Genomic DNA, 24200 nt, shown 5'->3' with positions numbered 1-24200 from the left:
ATGTGATCACCACATGATTACCTAAATTGTAACAATAAGTGTGCCCCATGTCAAACCTCCACCGAAACCTGACAAGAGAATATTTTGGCTACCATCCAAATGGATGAACCCTTCTTCTACACACTCAGAAAGTAAAATCGGGATACTTGCCGCACTAGTATTTCCATACTTCATCATATTAGCAGGAAGCTTGTCACGATCGACACCGATTTTTCTAGCCATCTTATCTAAAATTCGAATATTAGCTTGATGAAGCAAGAGATAATCGAGTTCATCTGCTGATATTGGACTTTTTTCGATGGTCTGTTTAATAGATTTAGCCACGTCTCGAATTGCAAAGTCAAAAACTGCTCTCCCATCCATTTTCAAGAAAACATCTGGTTCTTCTTGAATCGAAAATGGTGAAATCAATCCTGTCTGTCCATAAGTGAGACACTCACCACGAGAACCATCGCTATTGAGATTTTCAGCTAAGAAATGTTTTTGGTCACTTGCCTCAAGTAGGACGCCACCAGCTCCATCTCCGAACAAGACAGCTGTTGAGCGGTCAGACCAATCCAAAGATTTTGACATGGTCTCACTACCGATAACCAGACCCTTTCGATATGTTCCTGAAGAAATGAACTTTTCTGCAGTCGATAGGGCAAAAACAAATCCACTACAAGCAGCTGTTAAATCATAGGCAAAAGCCTTATGAGCGCCAATCTTTGCCTGAACACGAGCTGCGGTTGAGGGCATCATTGAGTCAGGTGTCATAGTCGCTATAATGATGAAATCTAGCTCATCAGCAGAAATCCCTGCCTTCTCTAGAAGTTGTCTTGCAACCTCTGTAGCCAAATCTCCTGTTGATTCTGTCTTAGAAATATGGCGTTCTTTAATCCCTGTCCGACTTGAAATCCATTCATCACTCGTATCCATGACCTGAGCCAAGTCTTCGTTAGTGATAATCTGCTCTGGAGCATAATGAGCGACCTGGCTTATTTTTGCAAAAGCCATTACTTCAAATCCTCCAAAAAGTGATAAAGATTCGTCAACCCTTTTCCCATAACTTCAATCTCTTCAGGACTCATGCCCTCGATAATTCTTTCGACCATGGCCTTATGGAAACGTTTATGAAGACGGTGAACGAGACGACCTTTCTTTGTCAAATGCAGATGCACTACACGACGATCTTTATCTGAACGGATACGTTCGATGTATCCTTTTCGTTCCAAATTGTTTAAACTCGTTGTCACAGTCCCTAGAGTTACCATCAATTCTTTGGACACTTGACTTGGAGTCACTTCTGGATACTTACCGATAACATCAATCGTGTGCATTTCTTTGATAGAGATGTCTTTGAAACGACTACCTCGCAAACTTACTTCCTCGATCACTAGGACGTTGTTAAAAATTGATGTTAAATAGTCATTGACTTGTTGATAGTCCATTTCTCTTCCCTCCTTTATCAAAAAAAAGTTCAATAATCAAAACATTTGACAAAAAAAGTATATCAAACTTCAAAGAATAGTGCAAGTATTTTTTATTTCCCGACAAATTTTGGACGTCTTCTTTCAGAATGTGCACGAACACCTTCTTTAAAATCTTCCGTATAGGATAGTGATTTTTGTAGTTCCAATTCAAGTTGAGCATATTCATGCCACTGCTTGAATTCACTTTCCCAAACAAGTTTCTTAATCGCAGCATAGGAATTTGAAGAGCCACGTCTCAACTTCTTCAACAATTGTTCTCTTGTTTTTTCTAATTGTTCACTAGTACATAGACGATATAGAGCTCCTGCCTCCATTGCCTTTTCAGCGGTGAAAGCTTCTCCTGTCATAGCTAATTGAGTTGCTCTAGTTGCACCGAGCGATCTTGTCAGCAAGAATAAGCCACCCGCGTCAGGAGCCAATCCTACACCTACAAAAGCCTGGATAAATTTAGACTTGTCAGATGCGATACAGAAATCAACTGCCAAGGCCATATTGGCTGCAGCTCCAGCAACTGCTCCATCTACCTCCATGATAACAGGCTTAGGAATCTGTTTAATCTTATAAGAAATAGTATTGACCAATTCAGCAATTCGAGTTAAGGAAGCAATATCATCCTCATCGACAGCACGTTTCATTTCAACTAAATCGCCACCGACAGAAAACACCTTACCAGCAGCATTGATGAGAATAAATGAAACGGAATCGTCTTTTTCAGCTAATTCCAGTGCTTCTAAAATTTCTTCACACATAGGAATATGGAAACCATTTGCCACCTCGGGACGATTTAAAGTAATCACCGCTAAATCGTCTTGAATTTGAAAGATAATATGATTCATAGCCACTCCTTTAATTTAAAAAGCTGATTAAAATATTTTATCTTCAAAGTATATCTTTTTCTTGTTTATAAGACAAGAGAAAAATCGACCGAAAGTGTCTCGGCCGATTTTAAAACCTTAGTTTGGTCTCTAAAAATACAGGAAAACCAGTACTTGTATCATCCATGAAATCATAAATCACTTCAAGCATTCGCCCTCCTTCTCTCTGATAGAGCTGTTCTTGGTTGGATCCTTTATAGTAAAATTCTCCTGAAACCATGTAAAAAATACGATTTGGATCTTCAAGGTAGGCAAAAAGATTGCCTGTAAAAGGAGCTTCCTTGTCTCCGTCCTTGTTAACCAGACTTGTAGCTAAGAGTTTCGTGATTCCTCTATATTGTCCACTTTCATCTGTTCGACAATAAAACTTGACTCTAGCTTCATAGTTAGGATTGACGATAAGCTTTTCAGAGAGAATTCGATAGGTCCTTGCCTTACTATCTGACAAGCCGATAGATAAGATAATTTTAGCCCTCTCAACTGAAATCTGACGCTCCTGCGCATACTCCATCGCTAATTCTTCTCCGTTCAAACGACCACTGGGAAGAGGATGAGAACTGGCTCCGATATTTGTAGGAATCATCATGAAGGTAAGGACTAGCAAGATTAAACAAACCACTCTTTTAATCATCTTCCCCCAACTCCTTTCATCAGATGAGCCTTTCCTATTGCAGATTGAAAAAAGCCCTTCTTTCTGCTATAATCGTATAAAATACAAACTGAGGAGTTTTTATGAAGGTTGTAAAATTTGGAGGAAGTTCACTCGCCTCTGCAAGCCAATTGAAAAAGGTTTTAAACATTGTAAAAAGTGACCCTGAACGTCGTTTTGTAGTTGTATCTGCACCAGGAAAGCGCGATGCTAAAGATACCAAGGTTACGGATGCTTTGATTAAATATTATCGTGATTATGTAGCAGGAAATGATATCAGTGCTAGTCAAAATTGGATTATCGATCGTTACGCTGCAATGGTTAGCGAACTAGGGCTTAAACCAGCTGTTTTAGAACGAATCTCTAAAAGCATCCGAACTCTCGCTACCCTTCCAATTGAAAACAATGAATTTCTTTACGATACCTTCCTTGCTGCAGGGGAAAATAACAACGCTAAACTCATTGCGGCTTACTTTAACCAAAATGGATTAGAAGCTCGCTATGTTCATCCACGAGAGGCTGGTATTGTTGTTACAAGCGAACCTGGAAATGCTCGCATCATTCCTTCAAGTTATGATAAAATTGAAGAGCTCAATAATGGTACAGAAGTTCTAGTTATCCCAGGATTCTTTGGCGTGACCAAGGAAGATCAAATCTGTACCTTCTCTCGTGGTGGATCAGATATTACTGGTTCAATTATCGCAGCTGGAGTTAAAGCTGACCTTTATGAAAACTTTACTGATGTTGACGGAATTTTCGCTGCCCACCCTGGTATCATTCACAAGCCACACTCAATCCCTGAATTGACTTACCGTGAAATGCGGGAATTGGCCTATGCAGGTTTCTCTGTACTACATGACGAAGCACTCCTTCCAGCCTACCGCGGGAAAATCCCTCTTGTTATCAAAAATACCAATAATCCTGACCATCCAGGTACTCGCATCGTTCTGAAACACAGTAGTGATGAATTCCCAGTAGTGGGGATTGCTGGTGATTCTGGTTTTGTCAGCATCAATATGTCTAAGTACCTCATGAACCGTGAAGTTGGTTTTGGTCGTAAAGTACTTCAAATTCTAGAAGATCTGAATATTGGTTGGGAACACATGCCTACAGGTATCGATGACCTGTCTATCATCCTTCGTGAGCGCGAGCTTACACCAATCAAAGAGGAAGAAATCCTCCGTCAACTTGTTCAAAAAGCAGAGGTCGACCACGCTGAAATCGAACATGACCTGTCTATCATCATGATTGTTGGCGAAAAAATGAAGCGCCATATCGGGGTAACTGCTACAGCCACTCGTGCCTTATCTGAAAACAATATCAACATTCAAATGATGTCACAAGGTTCTAGTGAAGTTTCTATCATGTTCGTTGTCCACAAAGACCAAGAAAAAGCGGCTCTTAAGGCTCTCTACCAAGCATTTTTCGGTGAAAGTAAGGAAGACTAAACATGGCACAATCTCTCAATAAAGTCGTTGACTTACAAACTACTGGAACTTCTTACCTATCTATACAAGGAAAAGTTGGAAAATTTCTGGTAGGAGACCAAGCCTTGGAGTTTTACTCGGATCGCAATATTGAGGATTATATTCAAATCCCATGGTCTAGCGTTAATCAAATCGGAGCCAATGTTTCAGGCCGTAAGGTTAGTCGTCATTTTGAAGTTTTTACAGACCAAGGAAAATTCCTCTTTGCCTCAAAAGACTCCGGAAAAATTCTTAAAATTGCTCGGGAAAAAATCGGAAATGAAAAGGTTGTGAAGCTTCCAACCTTACTCCAAATCATCGGTCGTAAAATCAAAAATCTATTTGCAAAAAAATAGAAATTTTAGTATAATCATAGAAACGGATAAGTAGGTTATCCTCTTCTTCCAGAAAGTCTGCGGGTGCTGCGAGCAGATAGGAGAGATAGGTGAAATTCTACCGTTGTTTTAAATCAAATACAGAATCAAGTGCACACCTGTGAAGTTGGATGGAACCGTGGCTCTGCCACTCCAACGCTTTGTCAGGTGTGCTTTTTTCATAAAGGAGTTTATATGCTAGATATCAAACGTATTCGTACAGACTTTGATGCTGTCGCAGAAAAATTGGCTACACGTGGTGTAGATGCTGCTATCTTGAACGAGATGAAAGAAATCGATGCTAAACGTCGTGACATCTTGGTTAAGGTTGAAACCCTCAAGGCAGAGCGTAACACGGTTTCTGCTGAAATTGCTCAAGCTAAGCGCAATAAGGAAAATGCCGATGATAAGATTGCTGCCATGCAAACCCTATCTGCCGAAGTCAAAGCACTCGATGCAGAATTAGCTGAAATCGATGCTAGATTGACAGAATTTACCACTACTCTTCCAAATATTCCAGCTGACAGTGTTCCTATTGGGGCAGACGAAGATGATAACGTAGAAGTTCGCCGTTGGGGAACTCCTCGTGAGTTTGACTTTGAACCAAAAGCCCACTGGGATCTCGGAGAAGACCTTGGTATTCTTGACTGGGAACGTGGTGGAAAAGTCACTGGAGCTCGTTTCCTCTTCTATAAAGGCCTCGGAGCTCGTTTGGAACGTGCCATCTACAACTTTATGTTGGATGAACACGGAAAAGAAGGTTATACTGAAGTCATCACCCCTTACATGGTTAACCATGATTCTATGTTTGGTACCGGAAATTATCCAAAATTTAAGGATGATACTTTTGAGATCAGCGATACCAACTATGTCCTCATTCCTACAGCTGAAGTACCTTTGACTAACTACTACCGTGATGAAATCATCGATGGTAAGGAACTGCCAATCTACTTTACTGCTATGAGTCCATCATTCCGTTCTGAAGCTGGTTCTGCTGGTCGCGATACTCGCGGTTTAATCCGTTTGCACCAATTCCACAAGGTTGAAATGGTGAAATTTGCTAAACCTGAAGAGTCATATGAAGAATTGGAGAAAATGACAGCCAACGCTGAAAATATCCTTCAAAAACTCAACCTTCCATACCGTGTGGTAGCTCTCTCAACAGGAGATATGGGCTTCTCAGCTGCTAAGACTTACGACTTGGAAGTTTGGATCCCAGCACAAAATACTTACCGTGAAATCTCAAGCTGTTCAAATACAGAAGATTTCCAAGCACGTCGTGCCCAAATCCGCTACCGTGATGAAGCCGATGGTAAGGTTAAACTTCTCCACACCTTGAACGGTTCTGGACTTGCTGTTGGACGTACCGTTGCTGCTATTCTTGAAAACTATCAAAACGAAGATGGTTCTGTTACTATTCCTGAAGTCCTTCGTCCATACATGGGTGGAGCTGAAGTTATCAAACCATAAAATAAACAAGAGGAAGCATAACTTCCTCTTTTGCATATCATGTTAAAAAACAGGTAGAAATCATGATTTCTACCTGTTTTTATTTATTAGTAACCACCCATCATTGATGGATCCATAGCTGGTGCTGGTGCTACCGGTTCTGGTTTGTTAGCCACAACGGCCTCTGTTGTCAAGATAAGACTTGCTACTGAAGCTGCGTTTTGAAGGGCTGAACGGCTAACCTTAACAGGATCGATAATACCTGCTTCAATCATGTTCACCCATTCACCTGTTGCAGCGTTGAAGCCTGTACCAGCTTCTGCATTTTTCAAACGATCGATAACGATTGAACCTTCATAGCCTGCATTGTAGGCAATTTGGCGAACCGGCTCTTCTAAGGCACGAAGAACAATGCTACGTCCTGTTGCTTCGTCACCTGTCAATTCTAAAGCTTCAACAGCTGGAATGACATTCACTAAGGCAGTACCCCCACCTGCAACAATACCTTCTTCTACTGCTGCACGAGTAGCGTTAAGGGCATCTTCGATACGGAGTTTCATCTCTTTCAATTCAGTTTCAGTTGCAGCACCGACCTTGATAACTGCTACTCCACCTGATAATTTAGCCAAGCGTTCTTGGAGTTTTTCACGGTCGAATTCTGAAGTTGTTGTTTCGATTTGAGACTTGATGACAGCTACACGGTTAGCAATCGCTTCAGGATTTCCTGCACCTTCAACAATGACTGTGCTATCTTTATCTACAGACACTTTAGCTGCTTGCCCTAAAGCTTCTATGGTAGCATCTTTTAACTCAAGACCAAGGTCTTCAGTGATAACAGTTCCACCTGTCAAGATGGCGATATCTTCTAGCATAGCTTTACGACGATCACCGAAACCAGGAGCCTTAACAGCAACTACGTTGAAAGTCCCACGAATCTTATTCAAGACAAGGGTTGGCAGAGCTTCACCATCAACATCATCTGCAATAATCAAGAGCGGACGGCTGCTTTGAAGAATACTTTCTAGAAGTGGCAAGATTTCTTGGATATTTGAAATCTTCTTGTCAGTGATTAAAATGTACGGATTTTCAAGGTCTGCGACCATTTTTTCATTATCTGTCACCATGTACTGTGATAGATAACCACGGTCAAATTGCATTCCTTCTACCACTTCAAGCTCGGTTTCCATACCACGTGATTCTTCAATAGTGATAACTCCGTCTTTCCCAACTTTTTCCATGGCTTCAGAAATGTATTCACCAACTTTTTCAGAACGAGATGAAACGGCAGCGACCTGCGCAATCGCTTCTTTGTTAGAAACTGGAATTGCATTGTTCTTCAAGGCTTCAACAGCTGCAGCAACCGCAGTTTCAATCCCACGACGGATACCGATTGGATTTGCACCGGCAGTTACGTTTTTGATTCCTTCACGAACGATAGCCTGAGTCAATACTGTTGCAGTAGTTGTCCCGTCACCAGCAATATCATTAGTTTTAGAAGCTACTTCTGATACCAATTTGGCACCCATATTTTCAAAATGGTCTTCCAATTCGATTTCTTTGGCGATTGTTACACCGTCGTTGGTAATCAATGGAGAACCAAATGATTTTTCAAGAACAACGTTACGACCTTTAGGTCCCAAAGTTACTTTAACAGTGTCTGCTAAGATATCAACACCGCGAACCATAGCTGAACGTGCATCAGATGAAAATTTAATGTCTTTTGCCATACTTACTTTCTCCTTCTATTCTTCAACGATTGCCAAGATACTAGCTTCACCCACGATGAGGTATTTTTCATCCCCATCTTTGACATCAATACCCGCATGAGCTTCAACTAAAACATGATCTCCAGCTTTTACACTTGGAGCAACTAGCTCACCGCTCAAGGTACGAACACCTTGTCCAGTAGCCACTACTGTAGCGGTTTTCGTTTCTTCTTGGGCTGATTTTGCGAGGACGAATCCCCCAACAGTTGCTTCTTTTTCTTCAATTTTTAAGACCACACGGTCGCCTAATGGTTTCAACATTTGTCTTCCTCCATAATACAATCATATCATTAGCACTCTTTGTGTATGAGTGCTAAACCATAGTTCTATTGTATCACTTGGTCAAAAATAGTCAAGAAAAAAGTCTGATTTATAGCATAAAAAAGAGAGTGGGACAGAAATCGGTAATTCGTTAGAATTCGATTTCGTCGTCCCACCTCCGCACAGTTTTGTAGAGCTGTAAAAGCTGATGAAATCAGCGTAGTAGAGTCCACTCAACCACTGCGTCTTGCTCGACAATCCAAAGACAATTGAGAGGCTAGGACTTTTGTCCCAGCCTCCTATCATTTTAGAAGGGAAGTTCCTCCTCTTCCAAAACTAGATCTGCTAAGTCTTGGCCTGCATTATTTTCACGCATAGCACGTTGGGCACGACTTTCTAAAAGTTGGAAGCCTGTAGCGAGAACCTCGGTCACATAGTTGGTCTGACCATTCTTCTCGAACTTACGGGTACGAAGCTCCCCATCGACAGAAATGAGACTGCCTTTAGTCGCGTAGCTAGCCAAGGTTTCTGCAAGTTTCCCCCAGACAACAATATTGATGAAGTCAGCTTCACGTTCCCCATTTTGGTCCTTGAAACGACGATTAATAGCAATAGTCGCACGAGCCACTGACTTGTCATTGTTGGTTTTGTGCAATTCTGGTGTAAACGTCAAACGTCCAATCATAATAACTTTATTATACATTTTTCATCCTCCTACTTATTTATTCGAAGGAAATCAAAAAAAGTTACAAAATTTGTAACTTTTTTAAATAATGTTAATCTCTGTGAATCATAAATCCAGTTGCTTGTTGATTGGCCATGATAGTCATGTCGGTGATTTGCACACGACGTGGTTGACTGGTCACATAAACGACAGTATCAGCGATATCTTGCGCCTGCAAAGCTTCGAGTCCCTGATAGACTGTCGCCGCCCGTGCCTCATCTCCATGGAAACGGACTTTTGAAAAATCAGTCTCTACAATTCCTGGCTGAATAGTGGTCACCTTGATATCTGTCGCAATGGTGTCAATCCGAAGCCCATCTGAAAAAGTTTTAACTGCAGCCTTGGTTGCTGAATAGACTGCTGCACCAGCATAGGCGTAAATCCCTGAAGTAGAACCCATATTGATAATATGCCCTTGATTAGCTGCTACCATGGAAGGCAAGAGGCAACGCGTAACCGCCATTAAACCCTTGACATTGGTATCCAGCATGGTCAACATATCCAACTCTTCATAGTCCTGATAAGGCGATAAACCTAGAGCCAGTCCAGCATTATTGACCAAGATATCAACCTGACCTACAGTTTCTAAAATTTCTGAACAAACAGTTTTTACCATGCTCATATCTGTAACATCTAATGGAAAGGTCCAGACTTTTTGATTCAGAAAGGCTTCTGAAAACTCGTTTTTTAAGACCTCGAGTCTTTCTGTTCGACGCCCTGTGAGTACAACATTCTCACCCTTTTCTAGATAAGCACGCGCAATGGCTTCACCAATACCTGATGTTGCACCTGTAATGACTACATTTTTTGCCATCTTATTTCCCTCTGTCAAAGATTATAAATCACTTTTAGTGATTAAACAGTTCTATGAATACACTTTTTAAATCTTATATCCTTGATTTAATAGGGTTTTAGGACTTTTGAATCTTTCAAAATAGACTCATTTTTCAAATTTTAGTAACTTTTTAGTAACCTGTTCAAGATACGGATGTATAGCCCAGATAAAGACAATTCAAATTAGATTACGTCTATCTATTCACTTACCTTTTATTTGCTTTAATTCCTTTATCTCTTTTAGAATACTAAAAATATAGAAACTAAATAGAACTACACCTAAAAAAGATAAAACAAAGAAACCAAACGTAAGTTTTCCTCCCATACCAGCTACTACTCCAAGGGATAAAATACCGATAGCCATTATGGAAATTATGAGGATAAACCACAAGTAAATCATGTAAAACTTATAAAGATAGCAAAAGGACTCCGTCTTGTGCAATACAGAACTAAATCCTTTGGATAAATTAATTGTCTAACTTTTTGGGGTCTGTACAAAACAATGCTTTTTATTATTCAAGTTTTTAGCAAGATTCCTTACTTTTATAAATCAAGTCATCTAGCCCTCTTTTGCTGATAGTGACCATTTCCTCCCTATAATGAAAATCCTTTATTAGCTAGATAACATTAAAATCTGTCTAGCTATACATCATTAGCAAAAGAATTCCTGTTGCATTTCCAAGAATATGAGAAAGTGTAGAAATCAAACAATTCCCAGACTTTTTATAAATCATTGCATAGATGATACTATCAACAAAAATCATGAAAATATCGTAGCTTACAAGCCCAACGCTTCCACTAGAAATATGGGCTATCGCGAACAATAAAGAAGATAGAATGGCACAAAGCCAAAATGGTATAATTCTCATTGACTTACCAAGAAAGAAACCTCTCCATGCAATTTCTTCCCCCAAGGCTGCGATTACTATTTGAACCATAAGGAGCGGTATTTTATCGAAGGATAACATACCATCCGTTCTTCCCAAAATATGACTAGCAAAAGCGCCCTTAAATATCATATCGCCGATAAGCAAAGTTGCTGCAGCGGTTCCTACAGGAAGCAAGACCAAAAGAATTACCCCTTGTTTTTTCAAATCATCGAAAAATGATTTAAAGCGCAAACCTGATTCTATATGTGATTTTTTATCAAAATGTTCAAGAACAAAGAAAAAGAGAATACCAATCAGTACAGTGAGACCTGACAAAGAAAGTTCAGGTATTATCTTTGTCAAAGACAACGCTGCCATTAGAAACAAACCAATGATCGTAGTATATACAGACTTTTTATCTATTTTAGCAAAATCAGGCATAAATATTTCTCCTCAACGTTAGTAGGGCGACATGGTTATTCATTTGTCCTGAATTGTCAAACTAGGTGCACAATTCAAGACTTAAAAAACTTTCGCCAAAAGATTTCTAGGATTTCACGAGCAAAGTTACACACTCAACAATTCGCTGTTGTCGTTGGTAATCGAGTCCAGTGTGTAGCTGAGTCAAAGGGTGTTCCAACTACCTGGTCTTCTGATAATTCAATAACACCACGTTTTTGTGGAGCATTTGGCAAGGCAAGTTCACGAGGACTACACATCATCCCAAAACTCTTTTCACCACGAAGTTCACCTGGGAAAATGAGATTGCCTTTTGGCATCATAGCTCCTGGAAGAGCTACAATAGTTTTCAAACCGACACGCGCATTTGGAGCACCTGCCACGATTTGTACTGTTTTGTCATTTCCAACAGCAACTTGGCAGATATTCAAGTGATCACTATCTGGATGCGCAACCATCTCTACAATCTCACCAACCACAAATTTTGGTTCCTTGTCGTTAATGATTTCTTCAGAAAAACCTTGTGCCTGCAATTCTTGATTCAAACGAGCTACTTGGTCGTCTGTTAGAAATACTTGGCCACGATTCTCAATCTCAAATAAGCTAGAAACTTCAAAAATATTCCAAGCGACAGTTTCGGCAGTTTCCTTTAGGAAAATACGCGCTACATTACCTTTACGCTCAACATCTAGTTTGGCATCTTCACTGTTTTTCACGATGACCATAAGGACATCGCCGACATATTCTTTATTGTATGTAAAAATCATTCTTTTCTCCTATTTCAATCCTGCTAAAAAGTGATTAATCTCTTCCTTAGTTTTACGGTTACGATTGACAAAGCGCCCAATCTCCTTGTCCTTGTCTAATACAACAAGACTAGGAATTCCGTAAACATCCCAAAGTTTAGCAAGTTCCATGTACTCATCTCGGTCTACCCGTATAAAAGTGAACTCTGGATTTGTCTCTTCAATCTCTGGCAAGGCAGGATAGATATAACGACAATCGCCACACCAATCCGCAACAAAAAGGAAGACCTTTTTGCCATCCTGCTCTACTAAATCCGCTAATTCTTCTAAACTCTTAGGAGAAATCATAAGACTTCCTCCTCGTAGATGAGATCTTCATCTTCATAGACAAAGGTATAGTGACGACCATCTTCAAAAATGACACCACCAACAAGACGTTCTAGGCTACTTTCGTATACTTGGACATATAGAGTCCCAATCTCACCCATTTCTGAAAAATAGCCACGCACAATAGCAGTTAACTCTTCCTGTGTCTTCATGAGTTTGTGATCATCAGCTACTTTCTTGGCACCAAAGGCAAGTGCTCCAAGCCCTGCCACGACTAAACCTGTTTTAATAATATTTTTCGTTTTCATGCTAACATTGTAACACAAAAAGGTTCAAGGAACAATGAAAAAGAGAGTGGGACAGAAATCGGTAATTCGTTAGAATTCGATTTCGTCGTCCCACCTCCGCACAGTTGAGTAGGGCTGTAAAAGCTGATAAAATCAGCGTAGTAGAGCCCACTCAACCACTGCGTCTTGCTCGACAATCCAAAGACAATTGAGAGGCTAGGACTTTTGTCCCAGCCTCCTTTCCAATTTCTAAACATTAATAATTTCTCTCGCCAAACAAACCTTCTGGTAAATCATGGAATCCCTTGCCTGCCTTGAAGTTTTCAAATTTACCTAGTAAGAACTGGTAGGCATCCAAGCGACTCTCGTAGCGAATCATGGCATCTTTAGCGCGCTCATCTTGATCTTCTTCATAGACCTTTTGACTTTCCTTATGTGCCATATCGTTAATCATGATTTGGGTATTAACCCAGGCTTCAAATTCCTTCATAAATTCTTGCTCGTAACTCATTTTTTCTCCTTATTCTAATCCACGGAAAAAGTCTGTATCAATCTCACGGTAAGGTTGGATATCCTGAACATATTCCAAGACTCCTTGAAATTCCCCATTTTCATCATGTACTGCAGCGTAGGTAACATGGACAAACTTACCTCGTGACTCGGACTTGAACCACATCTCGTACTTGTCTTTTTTCCCCTCACGAAGACCTTGCATAATCGTTTTGACTTTATCCAAATATTTTGGCGGGTGGCAGAGTTCGACATTTCGTCCAACTTGAGACGGTGTCCTCTTGAAAATCATTTCATCCGCTGGAGTATTGTCATTATAATACTGGAAGATATCATTCTTATTAACAAAGGTAATCTCCATAGGGAGGTGATTAAGGATAAGATTGGCTTGTTCAACTGAGAGATAACCATTGCCAAAAGCCTGCTGGCTATTGCGATCTAGCACCGTTTCCTTTTCCTTTGGTGTAAAGGTGATAGTAAACTGACCTTCTGGCGTATCGATCACTTGCTGAACTTGTCCATCTACAGTTTCTGGCTGAGTTGGTTCTTCTACACTTTTCTCCTCAACAAAACGTTGACGTTCAGGAACCCATTTCTCAGACGGGCGGATAATAGCATATCCATAGGCATCACTTTCCTCAGCAATCTGAATCCAGTCATCCTGGGTAAAGGATTCAAGCAGAATCATGAGAAGGATTGATTCTTCCTTAAAAATCATACTTTCAAACTCTGTCGCAAAAGCTTCAAAAGCTTCCTTTACGGTGGAAATTGGCACTTCTGGGAGCGACTTAGTTGCCACTAAGGCTGTTTGAAAGAGATCCCTAATCTGATCATCCACTCCCCACATGACTTTGGGAGGTGAATCATGTCCATAACGTTCCATGATAGGAAAAAAGAGCTCTTCCTTGCGCTGGTAGTGGATATCAAATTGACCAACAAGCCCCATCTGACGTACCAAACCCTTACGCATCTCCGCCAGCATTTCCTCATCGTCCACAGATTCATAAGTCGAGAGCAATCTACGGACCCGAATCAGAGCAGCACGGAGGGCTAGATTTTCATCCTTAAAGACACGCACAGGGTGACCAGGATGATCGGTGTCCTCAACTTCGACACCCTTAACAGCATTTTTAAAGAGATTGGCATGAACATCACAGAGTTCCATGACATCTTCAAAGGTTACGCCTGAGTCAGAGTTCATCAACTCATGCTCCATAAGAGAAATCTCGATAGCTGATACACCAGTAAAGGTCGCATCAAAGCGTTCCTGAACGGACTCTGGAGAGGCTCCATTATGCAATTCTAATAAAATATCCCGCAGGATATGAATACGTTCATCTGTCATTAGTCTAACCCGATCACTTCGTAACCATTTGCTTCAAGCGTACGCACAATCTTATCCATAGGAGTCCCTTCAAGCTTTGAGCCTTGTTTAAGCGATACTTTACGCCCAACCGTATTTCGCATCAAGGGATTTGCAAGAGGTTTAAAACCAAGCTCAACCAAAATATCTAAAACTTCTGGATGTTTATCCACCACTTCCGCAACTGGAATTGATACATCGATTATATTGTCCATGAGAACCTCCATTCTGTTTTCACACAGGATTTTCTTTTTTCATTATACCACAAGGGCTTGGATAAAAAAACTAGCAGTACAAGCCTACTAGTTTCTTCCTATTACTCTGCTTCGATGATTTCTGCTTCTTTTCGAATAGTTTCTATATCTTCTTGATATTGCTCTTCATTATAGTTAACTAATTTAGATAACTCCTGTTGCAAGCTTTCTCCCATTGGTTTCATGGTCGCAAATGTTAAGCCACCTGAAATAATACCACCTAAGATAGGAATGAATTTCCCCATTCCTTTGGCTAGGCCTCCCTTTGTCAGATTAACACCAAAAATTTTCAAAACTTTTTTCAAAATTGGATACCAGAGCGTCTTTGTCAAGGCTTTCTGAGGAACAGTTTTCATCACTTGCTTAGCAACAGCAACACCTCCTGCTCGAAGCAAGGCAGCTGTACCATTTACCCCAAGCATGACACCAAGATATAGCAAGAGGGTATTTTGAGCATCCTCACTTAATTCATCACGAGAAGCCCAAAGGTCATCGTAACCGTAAATATATCCCAATTCTTGAGCTAATTTTAATGAAAAAGCATAAAATTGAGCTACATCTGCTGGTATGGTAATTGCCATGGCAAGCCCACCAGGCAATCCAGCCAAAACAGAGGTCCCACTGGCCAGCAAGACATTATCCATAATACAAGCATTAGCAACTCTATCTAAGATTTCCTGAGATAGCAAGCTAGAAGGACCCTGCTCCAATAATGTTGAGATATCCTTCGGATCTAATTCTTTAGAAAACTTATCCACTAAAAACTTTGAACGATCAACTTTCACAACAGGTAGTTTCACCACTTGTTCCAATACTTGCATAGCTAAATCTTGCTCAGCCATTTTAATATCTCCCTTAAATTTTATATTATACAATATCATACCACATATTTAAAAAAATATAAAGCGTTTTCACCCGCTGCCTTATTTTTTATACAAAAAAGAGGGTTATCCCTCTTTCTTATTTCTTATCCAGATTGCGTAACATTTCGTCAATCTTGTTTCCATACTCGATGGATTCGTCTTTGACAAAGGTCAAGTCTGGAATTTTATACAATTTCAAATTGTGACCAAGCTCACGTTTGATAGTTCCGGTTGCTTTTTCAAGGCCAATTTGGGCCTTTTGATTATCTGAAGCAAGATTACTCAAAATGGTGTAGTAAACCTTAGCTACAGATAAGTCACCTAGCATCTGAACATCTGTGATGGTCACGCCTTGGACACGAGGATCACGGACTTTCTTTTGCAAAATCTCATTGACTTCACGCTTGATTTCCATGCCTACACGATCCGTACGGAAATGATTTCCCATGCTATTCCTTCCTCTCTATTGAATCAAAAGCTAGGCCAGCAGACCTAGCTATTTTTAAACTTATTGATTTTCAATTCAAATTGAAACGAAGTTCAATTTGAAATCATCCGCTTCTTTCGCCGTGGTGAAAGTGATTGGGCTGATCATTCAGTTCAATCACTGGGGATTTTTGAGACTCTAGGCTCAAAAATAAGCAATGAAACCTTGGGTTTGCTTGCGTCCCACACCACCTAAGAAAGGAGCAAAAATCTTAGCGTTTAATTTCTTCCATGACATAGGCTTCAATCACATCATCCATCTTGATATCATTGTAGCCATCAATCATGAGACCACCTTCACGGCCGTTTGTAACTTCTTTGACGTCATCTTTATAGTGTTTCAAGCTTGCAAGTTCACCATCGTAAATAACGACACCGTCACGAATAACACGGACTTTAGAGTCACGGGTAACTTTACCGCTAGTAACCATAAATCCACCGATTGTTCCGACTTTAGACACTTTGAAGGTTTCACGGATAATCGCCTCACCGATAACTTTTTCTTCAAATTCTGGATCAAGCATACCTTTCATGGCTTCTTCCATCTCTTCGATAACCTTGTAGATGATGCTGTGGAGACGGATTTCTACATCGTCTGCTTCTGCTTGTTGGCGAGCTTGTGGTGTAGGACGTACATTGAAACCTACGATGAAGGCATTTGAAGCTTCCGCAAGAGTCACGTCAGATTCGTTGATAGCACCAACTGCTGAGTGGACGATAGTAACTTTTACACCTTCCACATCAATCTTTTGTAGTGAGGCAGAAAGGGCTTCAACTGAACCTTGGACATCGGCTTTGATGATGACGTTAACAGACTTGAGTTCACCAGCTTTAAGAGTATCAAAGAGGTTTTCAAGGCTTACACGCTGTGTAGCTTGACGTTGCTTCATAAGAGCACGTTTGGCACGTTCTTCACCAGCTGCACGAGCAGATTTTTCATCTTCATAAACGGCAAAGTGATCACCCGCCATCGGTGCTTCGTTCAAACCTGTAATAGATACTGGTGTTGATGGTCCTGCAACCTTAACACGACGTCCAAGGTCATTGGTCATGGCACGGACACGTCCGAAAGTATTACCAACAACGATTGGGTCTTGGACATTCAAGGTACCTTGTTGAACAAGGAGGGTTGCAACCGCACCTTTTCCTTTATCCAAGCGAGCTTCGATAACAGTACCGATGGCACGAACGGTTGGGTCTGCTTTGAGCTCTTGAATTTCAGCTACAAGAAGAACAGTTTCCAAGAGTTCATCGATATTTTGGTTGAATTTAGCTGAGATTTCTACAAACTCAGAATCTCCACCCCAAGCTGTTGACATAACACCGTGTTCAGCCAATTCGCCGATTACACGTTCTGGGTTGGCACCTGGTTTATCAATCTTGTTAATAGCAACAATGATTGGAACATTAGCTGCTTTTGAGTGGTTGATGGCTTCGATAGTTTGAGGCATAACCCCGTCATCTGCCGCTACGACCAAGATCGTAATATCGGTAACAGAGGCACCACGTGCACGCATAGAAGTAAAGGCCGCGTGTCCTGGTGTATCAAGGAAGGTAATCTTCTTACCATTTTCCTCAATCTGGTAGGCACCAATATGCTGAGTGATACCACCTGCTTCTCCTGTAGCGACACGAGAATTACGTAGGGTATCCAAAAGGGTTGTTTTACCATGGTCAACGTGTCCCATGATAGTTACAACTGGTGGACGTTCAACCAACTTGTCTTCATTTAGATATCCATCTTCTACGAAGAAACGTTCGATATCCGCATTGTCCACTTCTACCTTTTGTTTAGCTTCAATTCCATAATCAACCATGAGGAGTTCGATTGTTTCTCCATCCAAAGATTGGTTTTGAGTGGCCATAACACCCATCATAAATAGTTTCTTAACAATCTCAGCTGGTTCACGTTTGATACGTTTTGCGATTTCCGCAACGGTCATACCATCTGTATATTCAAATTCTGTTGGCAATTCATGGAATTTACGCTCTGTAATAGGTTTTGGAGCCTGATTACGGTTATTTTGTTTATTGCCTTTTTTATTTTTCTTATTGTTATTCCAGTTACTATTTCTTTGATTTCTCACTTGATTCTGACTACTTCGATTCTTTTGTTGTTTTCTAGGACCATCTTCCTCGTGATCATAATCATCACGTTCTTTAGCTGGTCGAGCTTGCTTTTTACGACGTGTATCCACCACAGCCTCTTTGGCTACAGGAGCTACTTCAACTACAGGCTGAGTTTGTTCAGCTAGTTTAGCAACTTCTTCAAAGATTTCTTCTGGCTCCTTGCGTTTATTAGCTTGAGCCAAGGCTTCTTTGGCAACTTGAGACTGTTTGAAGCGTTCCTCGCTTGAGCGTGCGTATTCTGCATTTTGCTCAGCCTTCAGAGCTGCTGCTCGAGCTTTAAAGTCAATACGAGGACCAGCTTGGTTGGGACGATTATCAGCTTGTTGGCGATAATCATTGCCACGATTTCCTTGGCCTTGTGGTTTCTTCCCTTGGTCGTTAAAACGACGATTGTCACGGTTCCCTTGACCAGGTTTGCCACCATTACGGTTATCGTTCTTTTGACGGTTACCGTTTTGTTGTTGATCGCGGTTGTTACCCTTGTTTTGCTTGCGTCGTTCCGCTTGCTCTTTGGCACGCGCTTCACGTTCCGCCTTAAAGTTTCGACTCTGTGGTCTTGCAGCTACAACTTTTTCTTCCTTAGGAGTTGCTGGCGTAGTTGGTTTACTTTCTACCTTCGCTTCACTTGCTTTTGCCGCTGCAGGTTTTGCCTCTGCCTTAGGAGCAGCAGGCTTAAAGCTAGCTATAATTTTTTCAGCAGCAGCAGCCTCTACGCTTGAAGCATGGCTTTTCACTTCCAAGCCCAGCTCTTTTGCACGCGTTACAACTTCCTTACTTTCTTTTCCAAGTTCTTTTGCGATTTCGTACAATCTTTTCTTAGACAAATCATGTCCTCCTCTTCTATTCCATAAGAGACCTCATTTTCTTTGTAAATCCAGCATCTGTCACAGCCAAAACTTTTCTTGATTTCCCGACTGCTATGCTTAATTCCAGTGTTGAAAACACGGTAATAACTTCTACTTGATAATAGTGGCTTTTATCCTGAATCTTCTTGGTTAGATTTGGGCTAGCATCATAAGCTAGAAATACCAATTTAACTTTCCGGTCTTGAATGGCTTTGACTACCATTTCTTCACCCGAGATGATTTTCCCTGCTCGCTGAGCCAATCCCAAGAGATTACTTACTTTTTGCTTATTCAAGTCCTAACTCTCTTCTTTTTACTTTGTGATCAACATAGGCGATCAACTCGTCATAAAAGCTTTCTTCGACTTCCATATTAAAGCTACGGTTAAAGACTTTTTTCTTTTTAGCCTCTAGGGCTTCTGCATTGTCTAGCTTGATATAAGCACCCCGGCCATTAGCCTTGCCTGTCGAGTCGATAAAGACCTCACCTTCTTTATTCTTGACAATACGAAGTAAATCTCGCTTGTCAATCACATCGTTGGAAACAACAGACTTGCGCAAAGGGATTTTTCTTGTTTTCATCTTTCCCTCCTATAGCAGATCTTATTCTTCAGTCAATTCGTCTGTTTCAGCGTAATCCACTTGACCTGCTTCTTCCATAGCTTCAAATTCACTTGCAGACTTGATATCGATACGGTAACCAGTCAAATGTGCTGCTAAGCGAACATTTTGTCCACGACGACCGATAGCAAGTGATAGTTTGTTATCCGGCACAACGACTAAGGCACGTTTGCTGTCATTTTCATCAAAGATAACTTGGTCAACTTCAGCAGGAGCAATAGCATTGTAAATAAACTCAGCTGGATCTGCTACCCACTCGATAACGTCGATGTTTTCTTCTACCGGTACCATGCGGTCACTCTTAGCATCGTAGCGAGCTGGGTGGAATTTGCTAGTGATTTTCTTGATGTTCGCTCCACCACGTCCAACGATTGTTCCGATAGCATCCACGTTAGGATTGTGACTACGAACAGCAACCTTTGTACGGTCACCTGCTTCACGGGCTACGCTCATGATTTCAACAGTTCCATCGTACACTTCTGGAATTTCTTGTTCCATCAAACGCTTGATCATTTCTGGATGGCTACGACTTACAAAAACGTTAACTCCACGAGGGTTGTCTTCCACTTTGTAGACATAGACTTCAATACGGTCATGAGAAGCAAAAACTTCTCCAGGAATTTGGTCTTGTTTAGACAATTGGGCTTCGATGCTGCCAAGATTGACATAAATGAAGCGGTTGTCAAAACGTTCTACTGTACCTGACATGATTTCTTGTTCATGCTCTTTGTATGTATTGTAGGTAATGGCACGTGTTTGCTTACGCATTTTTTCCATGATTGTTTGTTTCGCAGATTGGGCTGCTACACGACCAAACTCCCCTGGTGCCTCTTCAAATTTGATTTTGTCACCAAGCTCATAGGCTGAATTAATAGCAAGGGCATCTTTTAAACTGATTTCCAAACGGCTATCAAATACTTCATCAACAACTTCACGGACAGTATAGACAGTAAAGTCCCCTGTCTTTTCGTTGAAATCAATAGCTACACTATCAGATTGACCATAGCGTCTACGGTAAGCAGAACGAAGTGATTCTACGACTGCGTCGATGATATCTTCTTTCTTGATTCCCTTGTCTTCTTCCAAAATGCGGAAGGCCTCTAGCATTTCTTTACTCATGTTCTTTTTACTTTTGAATTCTCAAAAGTTATCCTTTCTTTCTATAATTTTACTGCTAAACGTGCTTTTGATACCAAGTTATATGGAATTCGGACTGTTTTCTTGCGAGTTTTATCCATATATTCCATAGTTAACTCATCCTCTTCAAAGGACAACAAGGTTCCTTCAAAAACCTTTTGCTTATCGATGGCTTGATAGAGCCCGACATGGATGTATTTCCCAACCGCTCCAGCGACTGCTTCCTTGGTTTTCAAAGGACGCTCCAATCCTGGACTTGTTATTTCTAGGAAATATTGTTCTGGGAAGGGATCCGGCTTGATAGTATCTAGGACAGGACTGATAATTTCAGTCAAGTCTGCCGTATCATTCAAGGTGATTCCTTCAGGCTTGTCTACAAAAATACTAAGAATCATGTCACTGCCAATCTTTCCGTACTCGATATCTACGAGTTCAAAAGGAGCTTCAATAACAGGTTCTACGACTTCTCTGACTAATTCAACGATAGTTGCGATTGCGTCCACCTCCTCATAAGCAAGAGGCGAAGATATCTCCCCGCCTCTCTTTCTTATATTCTTGTTATTAGTATAACACAAATCAATCCAACCTGCAAGGATTTGACCTTTTCACAACCAATAGAAGGCTTTCCTTCAAAGGTTTCTGCATGATTTTATAAATGACGTTTCCTTTTACTGAGACATATCGAATAATCCCAAGTCATATTTCCATGCTAAAATACGTCTTACAGACTCATCAATACGTTCTTCTGTCAAGTCCCCAGAAGAAATTTTCTTTAATAGATAAGGAATCTGAGTTTGGTAGGAAGAACCTAGGATTAGATCATTTCCAGCTAATATTACCTGGAGAGCAGCTTCATCCTGACTGACAAAATCGGCTAATCCTGCCATATCTAAATCATCCGTCATTATGACACCTTTAAAATTCAGCTCCTTGCGAAGAATTTCGTTGATTTTTGGCGAGATAGATGACGGCACTGTATCAATTTTAGTCAGGATGTTGTGAGAAATTAAAATACTATCCGCACCTGCATCTATGCCAGCTTGAAAGGGTAGAAAATCTGCTTGTCTTAAATCTTCCAAAGAGCGGTTGTCTTGGATAATGTCGGTATGACTGTCTCCATTATCACCATACCCTGGGAAATGCTTCAAGGTTGAACCGACCTTATTCTTTTGAAGTTCTTCTACAACTTGCTTAACATAACTTGCAGTTGTTTGGGCATCTTGTCCGATGGTCCGATCGTAAATAAAGGCTGATGAATCACCTGCAAGATCCGCAACTGGAAAGAGTCCAGCATTGATACCAACAGATTTCAGCACCTCTGCCTTTTTCCTAGTATCAGAAAGAACATCCTCCATCCCTCCTTGATGATAAAGGGTCATAGGAGATTGGAAAGAAGTATCCAAAATAGAACTGATACGAGTTACTGTTCCTCCTTCTTCATCGGAACCAATCAATAAAGGAGTCTTTGAAGCGGCTTGGTAGCGACTTGTCAAAACTTTCATATCCTCTAAGGTTCGTCCTTCAAAATCTCGTCCAAATAAGATATAACCAGACAAATGATAGGATTTGAGATCTTCTATTTGATGATCGGCAGGAACTCTAGCCCAGAATAATTGCCCGACTTTCTCCTCCAAGGTCATTGTGGCTAATCTATCTTCAACAACCTTTTCCTTATCTGTTTCACTGGTTTGAGTAGTTTTCTCAGCTTTTTCTACTTGCACATCTGCCTGTCGATGATGTTGATGATCCAAAAAAATCAAACCACCTATCACAAGGAGAAAGAAAAGATAGACTACAAAAGGTTTTATGCTTCTTCTCATAACCCCTTCATTATACCACTTATCAGGGCACAAGTACACACTTATCAAAATCCCAAATCTATTAAAAAAACTCAAGGATTTAGTCCTGTCGAAGACAAAACTAAATCCTTGAGGTACATATTTACATTATATTTGAGTGAACGACAGTTTTTCACTAACAAGTCTTTACATTAAAACTGAGCTTCAACTCTATAAATGACTTGACCCTTGCTTGAAAACTTTTGCTCATACTCAGTCATGACATTTCCTTCAAAGTCGATGGCATGTAAATCTAACCAAACGTCCTTGAGTTTCATGCCATATTGTGAAAAGCTCACTAAGCTATATTCAAACAAGCCACGATTATCTGTCTTGAAATGAATTTCACCGTGTTCAGGTAAGATTCGTTTGAAAGTGTCCAAGAAGCTCTTATAAGTCAAACGACGCTTCTCATGGCGTTTTTTAGGCCATGGATCCGAGAAATTCAAATACAAGCGGTCGATTTCACCATCTTCAAAATAATTGGTCAATTCTGAACCATCAACCCATAAAAGTTTGATGTTGGGAACTCCAACTTCTAAGACCTTGTCTAGGGCATAGCTTAATACAGACTTCTGAATATCAATCCCGATATAGTTGATTCCAGGATTTTGTTTGGCCATTCCTGTTACGAAAGCACCTTTACCGCTACCAACCTCTACATGGATTGGATTGTCATTGCCAAATAAATCTCGCCACTTTCCTTTAGCTTCTGCGGGGTTTAAGACAACATACTGCGGATTAGCCTCTAACAGTTCTGTTGCCCCTTTACGATTTCTAACTCTCATTTTTTCTTTCCATACTTTTCTCGGAAGCTACGCAAAGCATAGATTTCCCGATTTACATTATCCAAATCTTGATTTTCATAGTATTTGGTAATGAGGCTCAAAAATGACAGTTGACCATACCAATATAACTTATTCAAGACAGTTTGATTATACTTATAGCCATAATTAGCAAGCCACTCTTGCCACTGATACTCTGGAATATAGTGACAGAGCAGATAGGCCACATCAAACATACGATCAGTCAAGCGAACGGAATCCCAATCTACTAAATAAATCAAGCCACTCTCTGTCTCAAACCAGTTGCTATGACGAACATCTCCATGGACTATGGTTGCATAGTCTTCCCTAAAGCCAGGAAGATTCTCACGCAAATCACCTAAAACCATACGTAGATACTGGTTGTTTTTTAAAGCATCCGGAGCCTTGTTTACCCATGACTGAAGTAAATCCGAAGGTGTTTCCATTGCATATCCCAATCGTGTCAACTGGGTCATTAAGGGACGTGAACAGTGTAAACGTGTCAAAATATCGATAATTTGTTTACGGTTCATATCGCTTGGCGTCAAAATTTTTCCTGTCAACCATTCCTGAGCGGACATATCACGGCCGTCTGGTAAACGACGGCTCCAGAGCAATTGTGGTGCAATTTGCTCTCTAGCTAAACCAGGCAGGATTGGAGAAGTATTCATTTTTATAAAAACACGTTTTCCATCAGGATAACTTCCCATATAAGCTTTTCCGCTCTTCCCAGATATCGGGGTTAGCGTTAGCTCAATATCACCCAAGTCCATTTCTTTCCTCCGAATAA

29 protein-coding genes are annotated in these 24200 nt (G+C 40.7%); 3 read left to right on the top strand and 26 right to left on the bottom strand.

Annotated elements, in window-relative coordinates; translation table 11 throughout:
- Positions 1-21: 21 nt before the first annotated feature.
- From HMPREF9423_RS03385 to HMPREF9423_RS03370, 4 genes are all read right to left on the bottom strand, one after another.
- The gene (locus HMPREF9423_RS03385; RefSeq protein ID WP_006147935.1) at positions 22-996 is read right to left on the bottom strand and encodes a beta-ketoacyl-ACP synthase III; all 975 of its coding nucleotides are present in this window, start codon (positions 994-996) and stop codon (positions 22-24) included.
- Positions 996-1430 (bottom strand): fatty acid biosynthesis transcriptional regulator FabT, encoded by a 435-nt coding sequence (fabT, locus tag HMPREF9423_RS03380; RefSeq protein ID WP_006155724.1) that lies wholly within the window; start codon positions 1428-1430, stop codon positions 996-998. The genes HMPREF9423_RS03385 and fabT overlap by 1 nt, the downstream gene beginning before the upstream one ends.
- Before the next feature lie 92 nt (positions 1431-1522).
- Positions 1523-2308, bottom strand: a complete 786-nt coding sequence (locus HMPREF9423_RS03375) for an enoyl-CoA hydratase (RefSeq protein WP_006147933.1) — start codon at positions 2306-2308, stop codon at positions 1523-1525.
- A gap of 109 nt (positions 2309-2417) precedes the next feature.
- Entirely contained in the window at positions 2418-2978 is a 561-nt protein-coding gene (locus HMPREF9423_RS03370) for a hypothetical protein (RefSeq protein ID WP_006147932.1), read from the bottom strand.
- A gap of 101 nt (positions 2979-3079) precedes the next feature.
- Here HMPREF9423_RS03370 and HMPREF9423_RS03365 point away from each other — a divergent pair, with 101 nt between their 5' ends.
- The 3 genes from HMPREF9423_RS03365 to serS all read left to right on the top strand — a co-directional run bounded on the left by HMPREF9423_RS03365 (position 3080) and on the right by serS (position 6306).
- A complete protein-coding gene (locus tag HMPREF9423_RS03365; protein WP_006147931.1) occupies positions 3080-4444 on the top strand; it encodes an aspartate kinase in 1365 nt (454 codons plus the stop codon).
- Between the two features lie 2 nt (positions 4445-4446).
- Positions 4447-4818, top strand: a complete 372-nt coding sequence (locus tag HMPREF9423_RS03360) for a DUF956 family protein (protein WP_004251868.1) — start codon at positions 4447-4449, stop codon at positions 4816-4818.
- A 213-nt stretch (positions 4819-5031) separates the two neighbouring features.
- Positions 5032-6306, top strand: coding sequence for a serine--tRNA ligase (serS, locus tag HMPREF9423_RS03355; RefSeq protein WP_006147930.1), 1275 nt, complete (start codon positions 5032-5034; stop codon positions 6304-6306).
- 86 nt (positions 6307-6392) lie between these two features.
- Here the strand turns inward: serS and groL are convergent, their stop codons facing one another.
- From groL to ccrZ, 22 genes are all read right to left on the bottom strand, one after another.
- The gene (groL, locus tag HMPREF9423_RS03350; protein WP_006147929.1) at positions 6393-8012 is read right to left on the bottom strand and encodes a chaperonin GroEL; all 1620 of its coding nucleotides are present in this window, start codon (positions 8010-8012) and stop codon (positions 6393-6395) included.
- 15 nt (positions 8013-8027) lie between these two features.
- On the bottom strand, positions 8028-8312 hold the full coding sequence (groES, locus tag HMPREF9423_RS03345) for a co-chaperone GroES (RefSeq protein WP_006147927.1): 285 nt from the start codon (positions 8310-8312) through the stop codon (positions 8028-8030).
- A 307-nt stretch (positions 8313-8619) separates the two neighbouring features.
- The gene (locus HMPREF9423_RS03340) at positions 8620-9015 is read right to left on the bottom strand and encodes a single-stranded DNA-binding protein (RefSeq protein WP_006147926.1); all 396 of its coding nucleotides are present in this window, start codon (positions 9013-9015) and stop codon (positions 8620-8622) included.
- Between the two features lie 73 nt (positions 9016-9088).
- On the bottom strand, positions 9089-9850 hold the full coding sequence (locus HMPREF9423_RS03335; protein ID WP_006147925.1) for an SDR family oxidoreductase: 762 nt from the start codon (positions 9848-9850) through the stop codon (positions 9089-9091).
- A gap of 222 nt (positions 9851-10072) precedes the next feature.
- The gene (locus HMPREF9423_RS03330; protein ID WP_006155717.1) at positions 10073-10234 is read right to left on the bottom strand and encodes a hypothetical protein; all 162 of its coding nucleotides are present in this window, start codon (positions 10232-10234) and stop codon (positions 10073-10075) included.
- Positions 10235-10508: 274 nt separating this feature from the next.
- Positions 10509-11180 (bottom strand): CPBP family intramembrane glutamic endopeptidase, encoded by a 672-nt coding sequence (locus tag HMPREF9423_RS03325; RefSeq protein WP_006147924.1) that lies wholly within the window; start codon positions 11178-11180, stop codon positions 10509-10511.
- A 134-nt stretch (positions 11181-11314) separates the two neighbouring features.
- On the bottom strand, positions 11315-11965 hold the full coding sequence (ytpR, locus tag HMPREF9423_RS03320; RefSeq protein ID WP_006147923.1) for a YtpR family tRNA-binding protein: 651 nt from the start codon (positions 11963-11965) through the stop codon (positions 11315-11317).
- Positions 11966-11974: 9 nt separating this feature from the next.
- The gene (locus HMPREF9423_RS03315; protein WP_006147922.1) at positions 11975-12292 is read right to left on the bottom strand and encodes a thioredoxin family protein; all 318 of its coding nucleotides are present in this window, start codon (positions 12290-12292) and stop codon (positions 11975-11977) included.
- Entirely contained in the window at positions 12289-12579 is a 291-nt protein-coding gene (locus tag HMPREF9423_RS03310; RefSeq protein ID WP_006147921.1) for a DUF4651 domain-containing protein, read from the bottom strand. Before HMPREF9423_RS03310 ends, HMPREF9423_RS03315 begins: the two co-directional genes overlap by 4 nt.
- Positions 12580-12814: 235 nt before the next feature.
- Positions 12815-13069 (bottom strand): DUF1912 family protein, encoded by a 255-nt coding sequence (locus HMPREF9423_RS03305; protein ID WP_000119707.1) that lies wholly within the window; start codon positions 13067-13069, stop codon positions 12815-12817.
- Between the two features lie 9 nt (positions 13070-13078).
- The gene (locus tag HMPREF9423_RS03300) at positions 13079-14413 is read right to left on the bottom strand and encodes a DUF438 domain-containing protein (RefSeq protein WP_006147917.1); all 1335 of its coding nucleotides are present in this window, start codon (positions 14411-14413) and stop codon (positions 13079-13081) included.
- On the bottom strand, positions 14413-14646 hold the full coding sequence (locus HMPREF9423_RS03295) for a DUF1858 domain-containing protein (RefSeq protein ID WP_000368732.1): 234 nt from the start codon (positions 14644-14646) through the stop codon (positions 14413-14415). The genes HMPREF9423_RS03300 and HMPREF9423_RS03295 overlap by 1 nt, the downstream gene beginning before the upstream one ends.
- A 101-nt stretch (positions 14647-14747) precedes the next feature.
- Complete coding sequence (locus HMPREF9423_RS03290) at positions 14748-15527, bottom strand: hypothetical protein (RefSeq protein ID WP_006155731.1); 780 nt, start codon at positions 15525-15527, stop codon at positions 14748-14750.
- Between the two features lie 118 nt (positions 15528-15645).
- Positions 15646-15996 (bottom strand): 30S ribosome-binding factor RbfA, encoded by a 351-nt coding sequence (gene rbfA, locus HMPREF9423_RS03285; RefSeq protein ID WP_004251823.1) that lies wholly within the window; start codon positions 15994-15996, stop codon positions 15646-15648.
- A gap of 250 nt (positions 15997-16246) precedes the next feature.
- Positions 16247-18988 carry a translation initiation factor IF-2 gene (infB, locus tag HMPREF9423_RS03280; protein WP_006147914.1) on the bottom strand — a complete coding sequence of 914 codons (2742 nt, stop codon included), beginning with the start codon at positions 18986-18988 and terminating at the stop codon, positions 16247-16249.
- A 16-nt stretch (positions 18989-19004) separates the two neighbouring features.
- The gene (locus tag HMPREF9423_RS03275) at positions 19005-19304 is read right to left on the bottom strand and encodes a YlxQ-related RNA-binding protein (RefSeq protein ID WP_006147913.1); all 300 of its coding nucleotides are present in this window, start codon (positions 19302-19304) and stop codon (positions 19005-19007) included.
- Positions 19297-19590: an RNase P modulator RnpM gene (gene rnpM / locus HMPREF9423_RS03270; protein WP_006147912.1), complete on the bottom strand. Its 294-nt coding sequence runs from the start codon at positions 19588-19590 to the stop codon at positions 19297-19299. Before rnpM ends, HMPREF9423_RS03275 begins: the two co-directional genes overlap by 8 nt.
- A gap of 21 nt (positions 19591-19611) precedes the next feature.
- The gene (gene nusA / locus HMPREF9423_RS03265; protein ID WP_006147911.1) at positions 19612-20748 is read right to left on the bottom strand and encodes a transcription termination factor NusA; all 1137 of its coding nucleotides are present in this window, start codon (positions 20746-20748) and stop codon (positions 19612-19614) included.
- A 41-nt stretch (positions 20749-20789) separates the two neighbouring features.
- Complete coding sequence (gene rimP / locus HMPREF9423_RS03260) at positions 20790-21269, bottom strand: ribosome maturation factor RimP (RefSeq protein WP_006155725.1); 480 nt, start codon at positions 21267-21269, stop codon at positions 20790-20792.
- A gap of 165 nt (positions 21270-21434) precedes the next feature.
- Positions 21435-22586 carry a glycoside hydrolase family 3 protein gene (locus HMPREF9423_RS03255; protein WP_006155737.1) on the bottom strand — a complete coding sequence of 384 codons (1152 nt, stop codon included), beginning with the start codon at positions 22584-22586 and terminating at the stop codon, positions 21435-21437.
- Between the two features lie 170 nt (positions 22587-22756).
- On the bottom strand, positions 22757-23392 hold the full coding sequence (trmB, locus tag HMPREF9423_RS03250) for a tRNA (guanosine(46)-N7)-methyltransferase TrmB (RefSeq protein ID WP_006147908.1): 636 nt from the start codon (positions 23390-23392) through the stop codon (positions 22757-22759).
- On the bottom strand, positions 23389-24183 hold the full coding sequence (gene ccrZ, locus HMPREF9423_RS03245; protein WP_006147907.1) for a cell cycle regulator CcrZ: 795 nt from the start codon (positions 24181-24183) through the stop codon (positions 23389-23391). The genes trmB and ccrZ overlap by 4 nt, the downstream gene beginning before the upstream one ends.
- Between the last annotated feature and the right edge of the window lie 17 nt (positions 24184-24200).

Source organism: Streptococcus infantis ATCC 700779 (assembly GCF_000187465.1).
In the GTDB taxonomy this organism is placed as follows: domain Bacteria; phylum Bacillota; class Bacilli; order Lactobacillales; family Streptococcaceae; genus Streptococcus; species Streptococcus infantis.
This window is presented reverse-complemented; position numbering and strand designations above follow the sequence as displayed.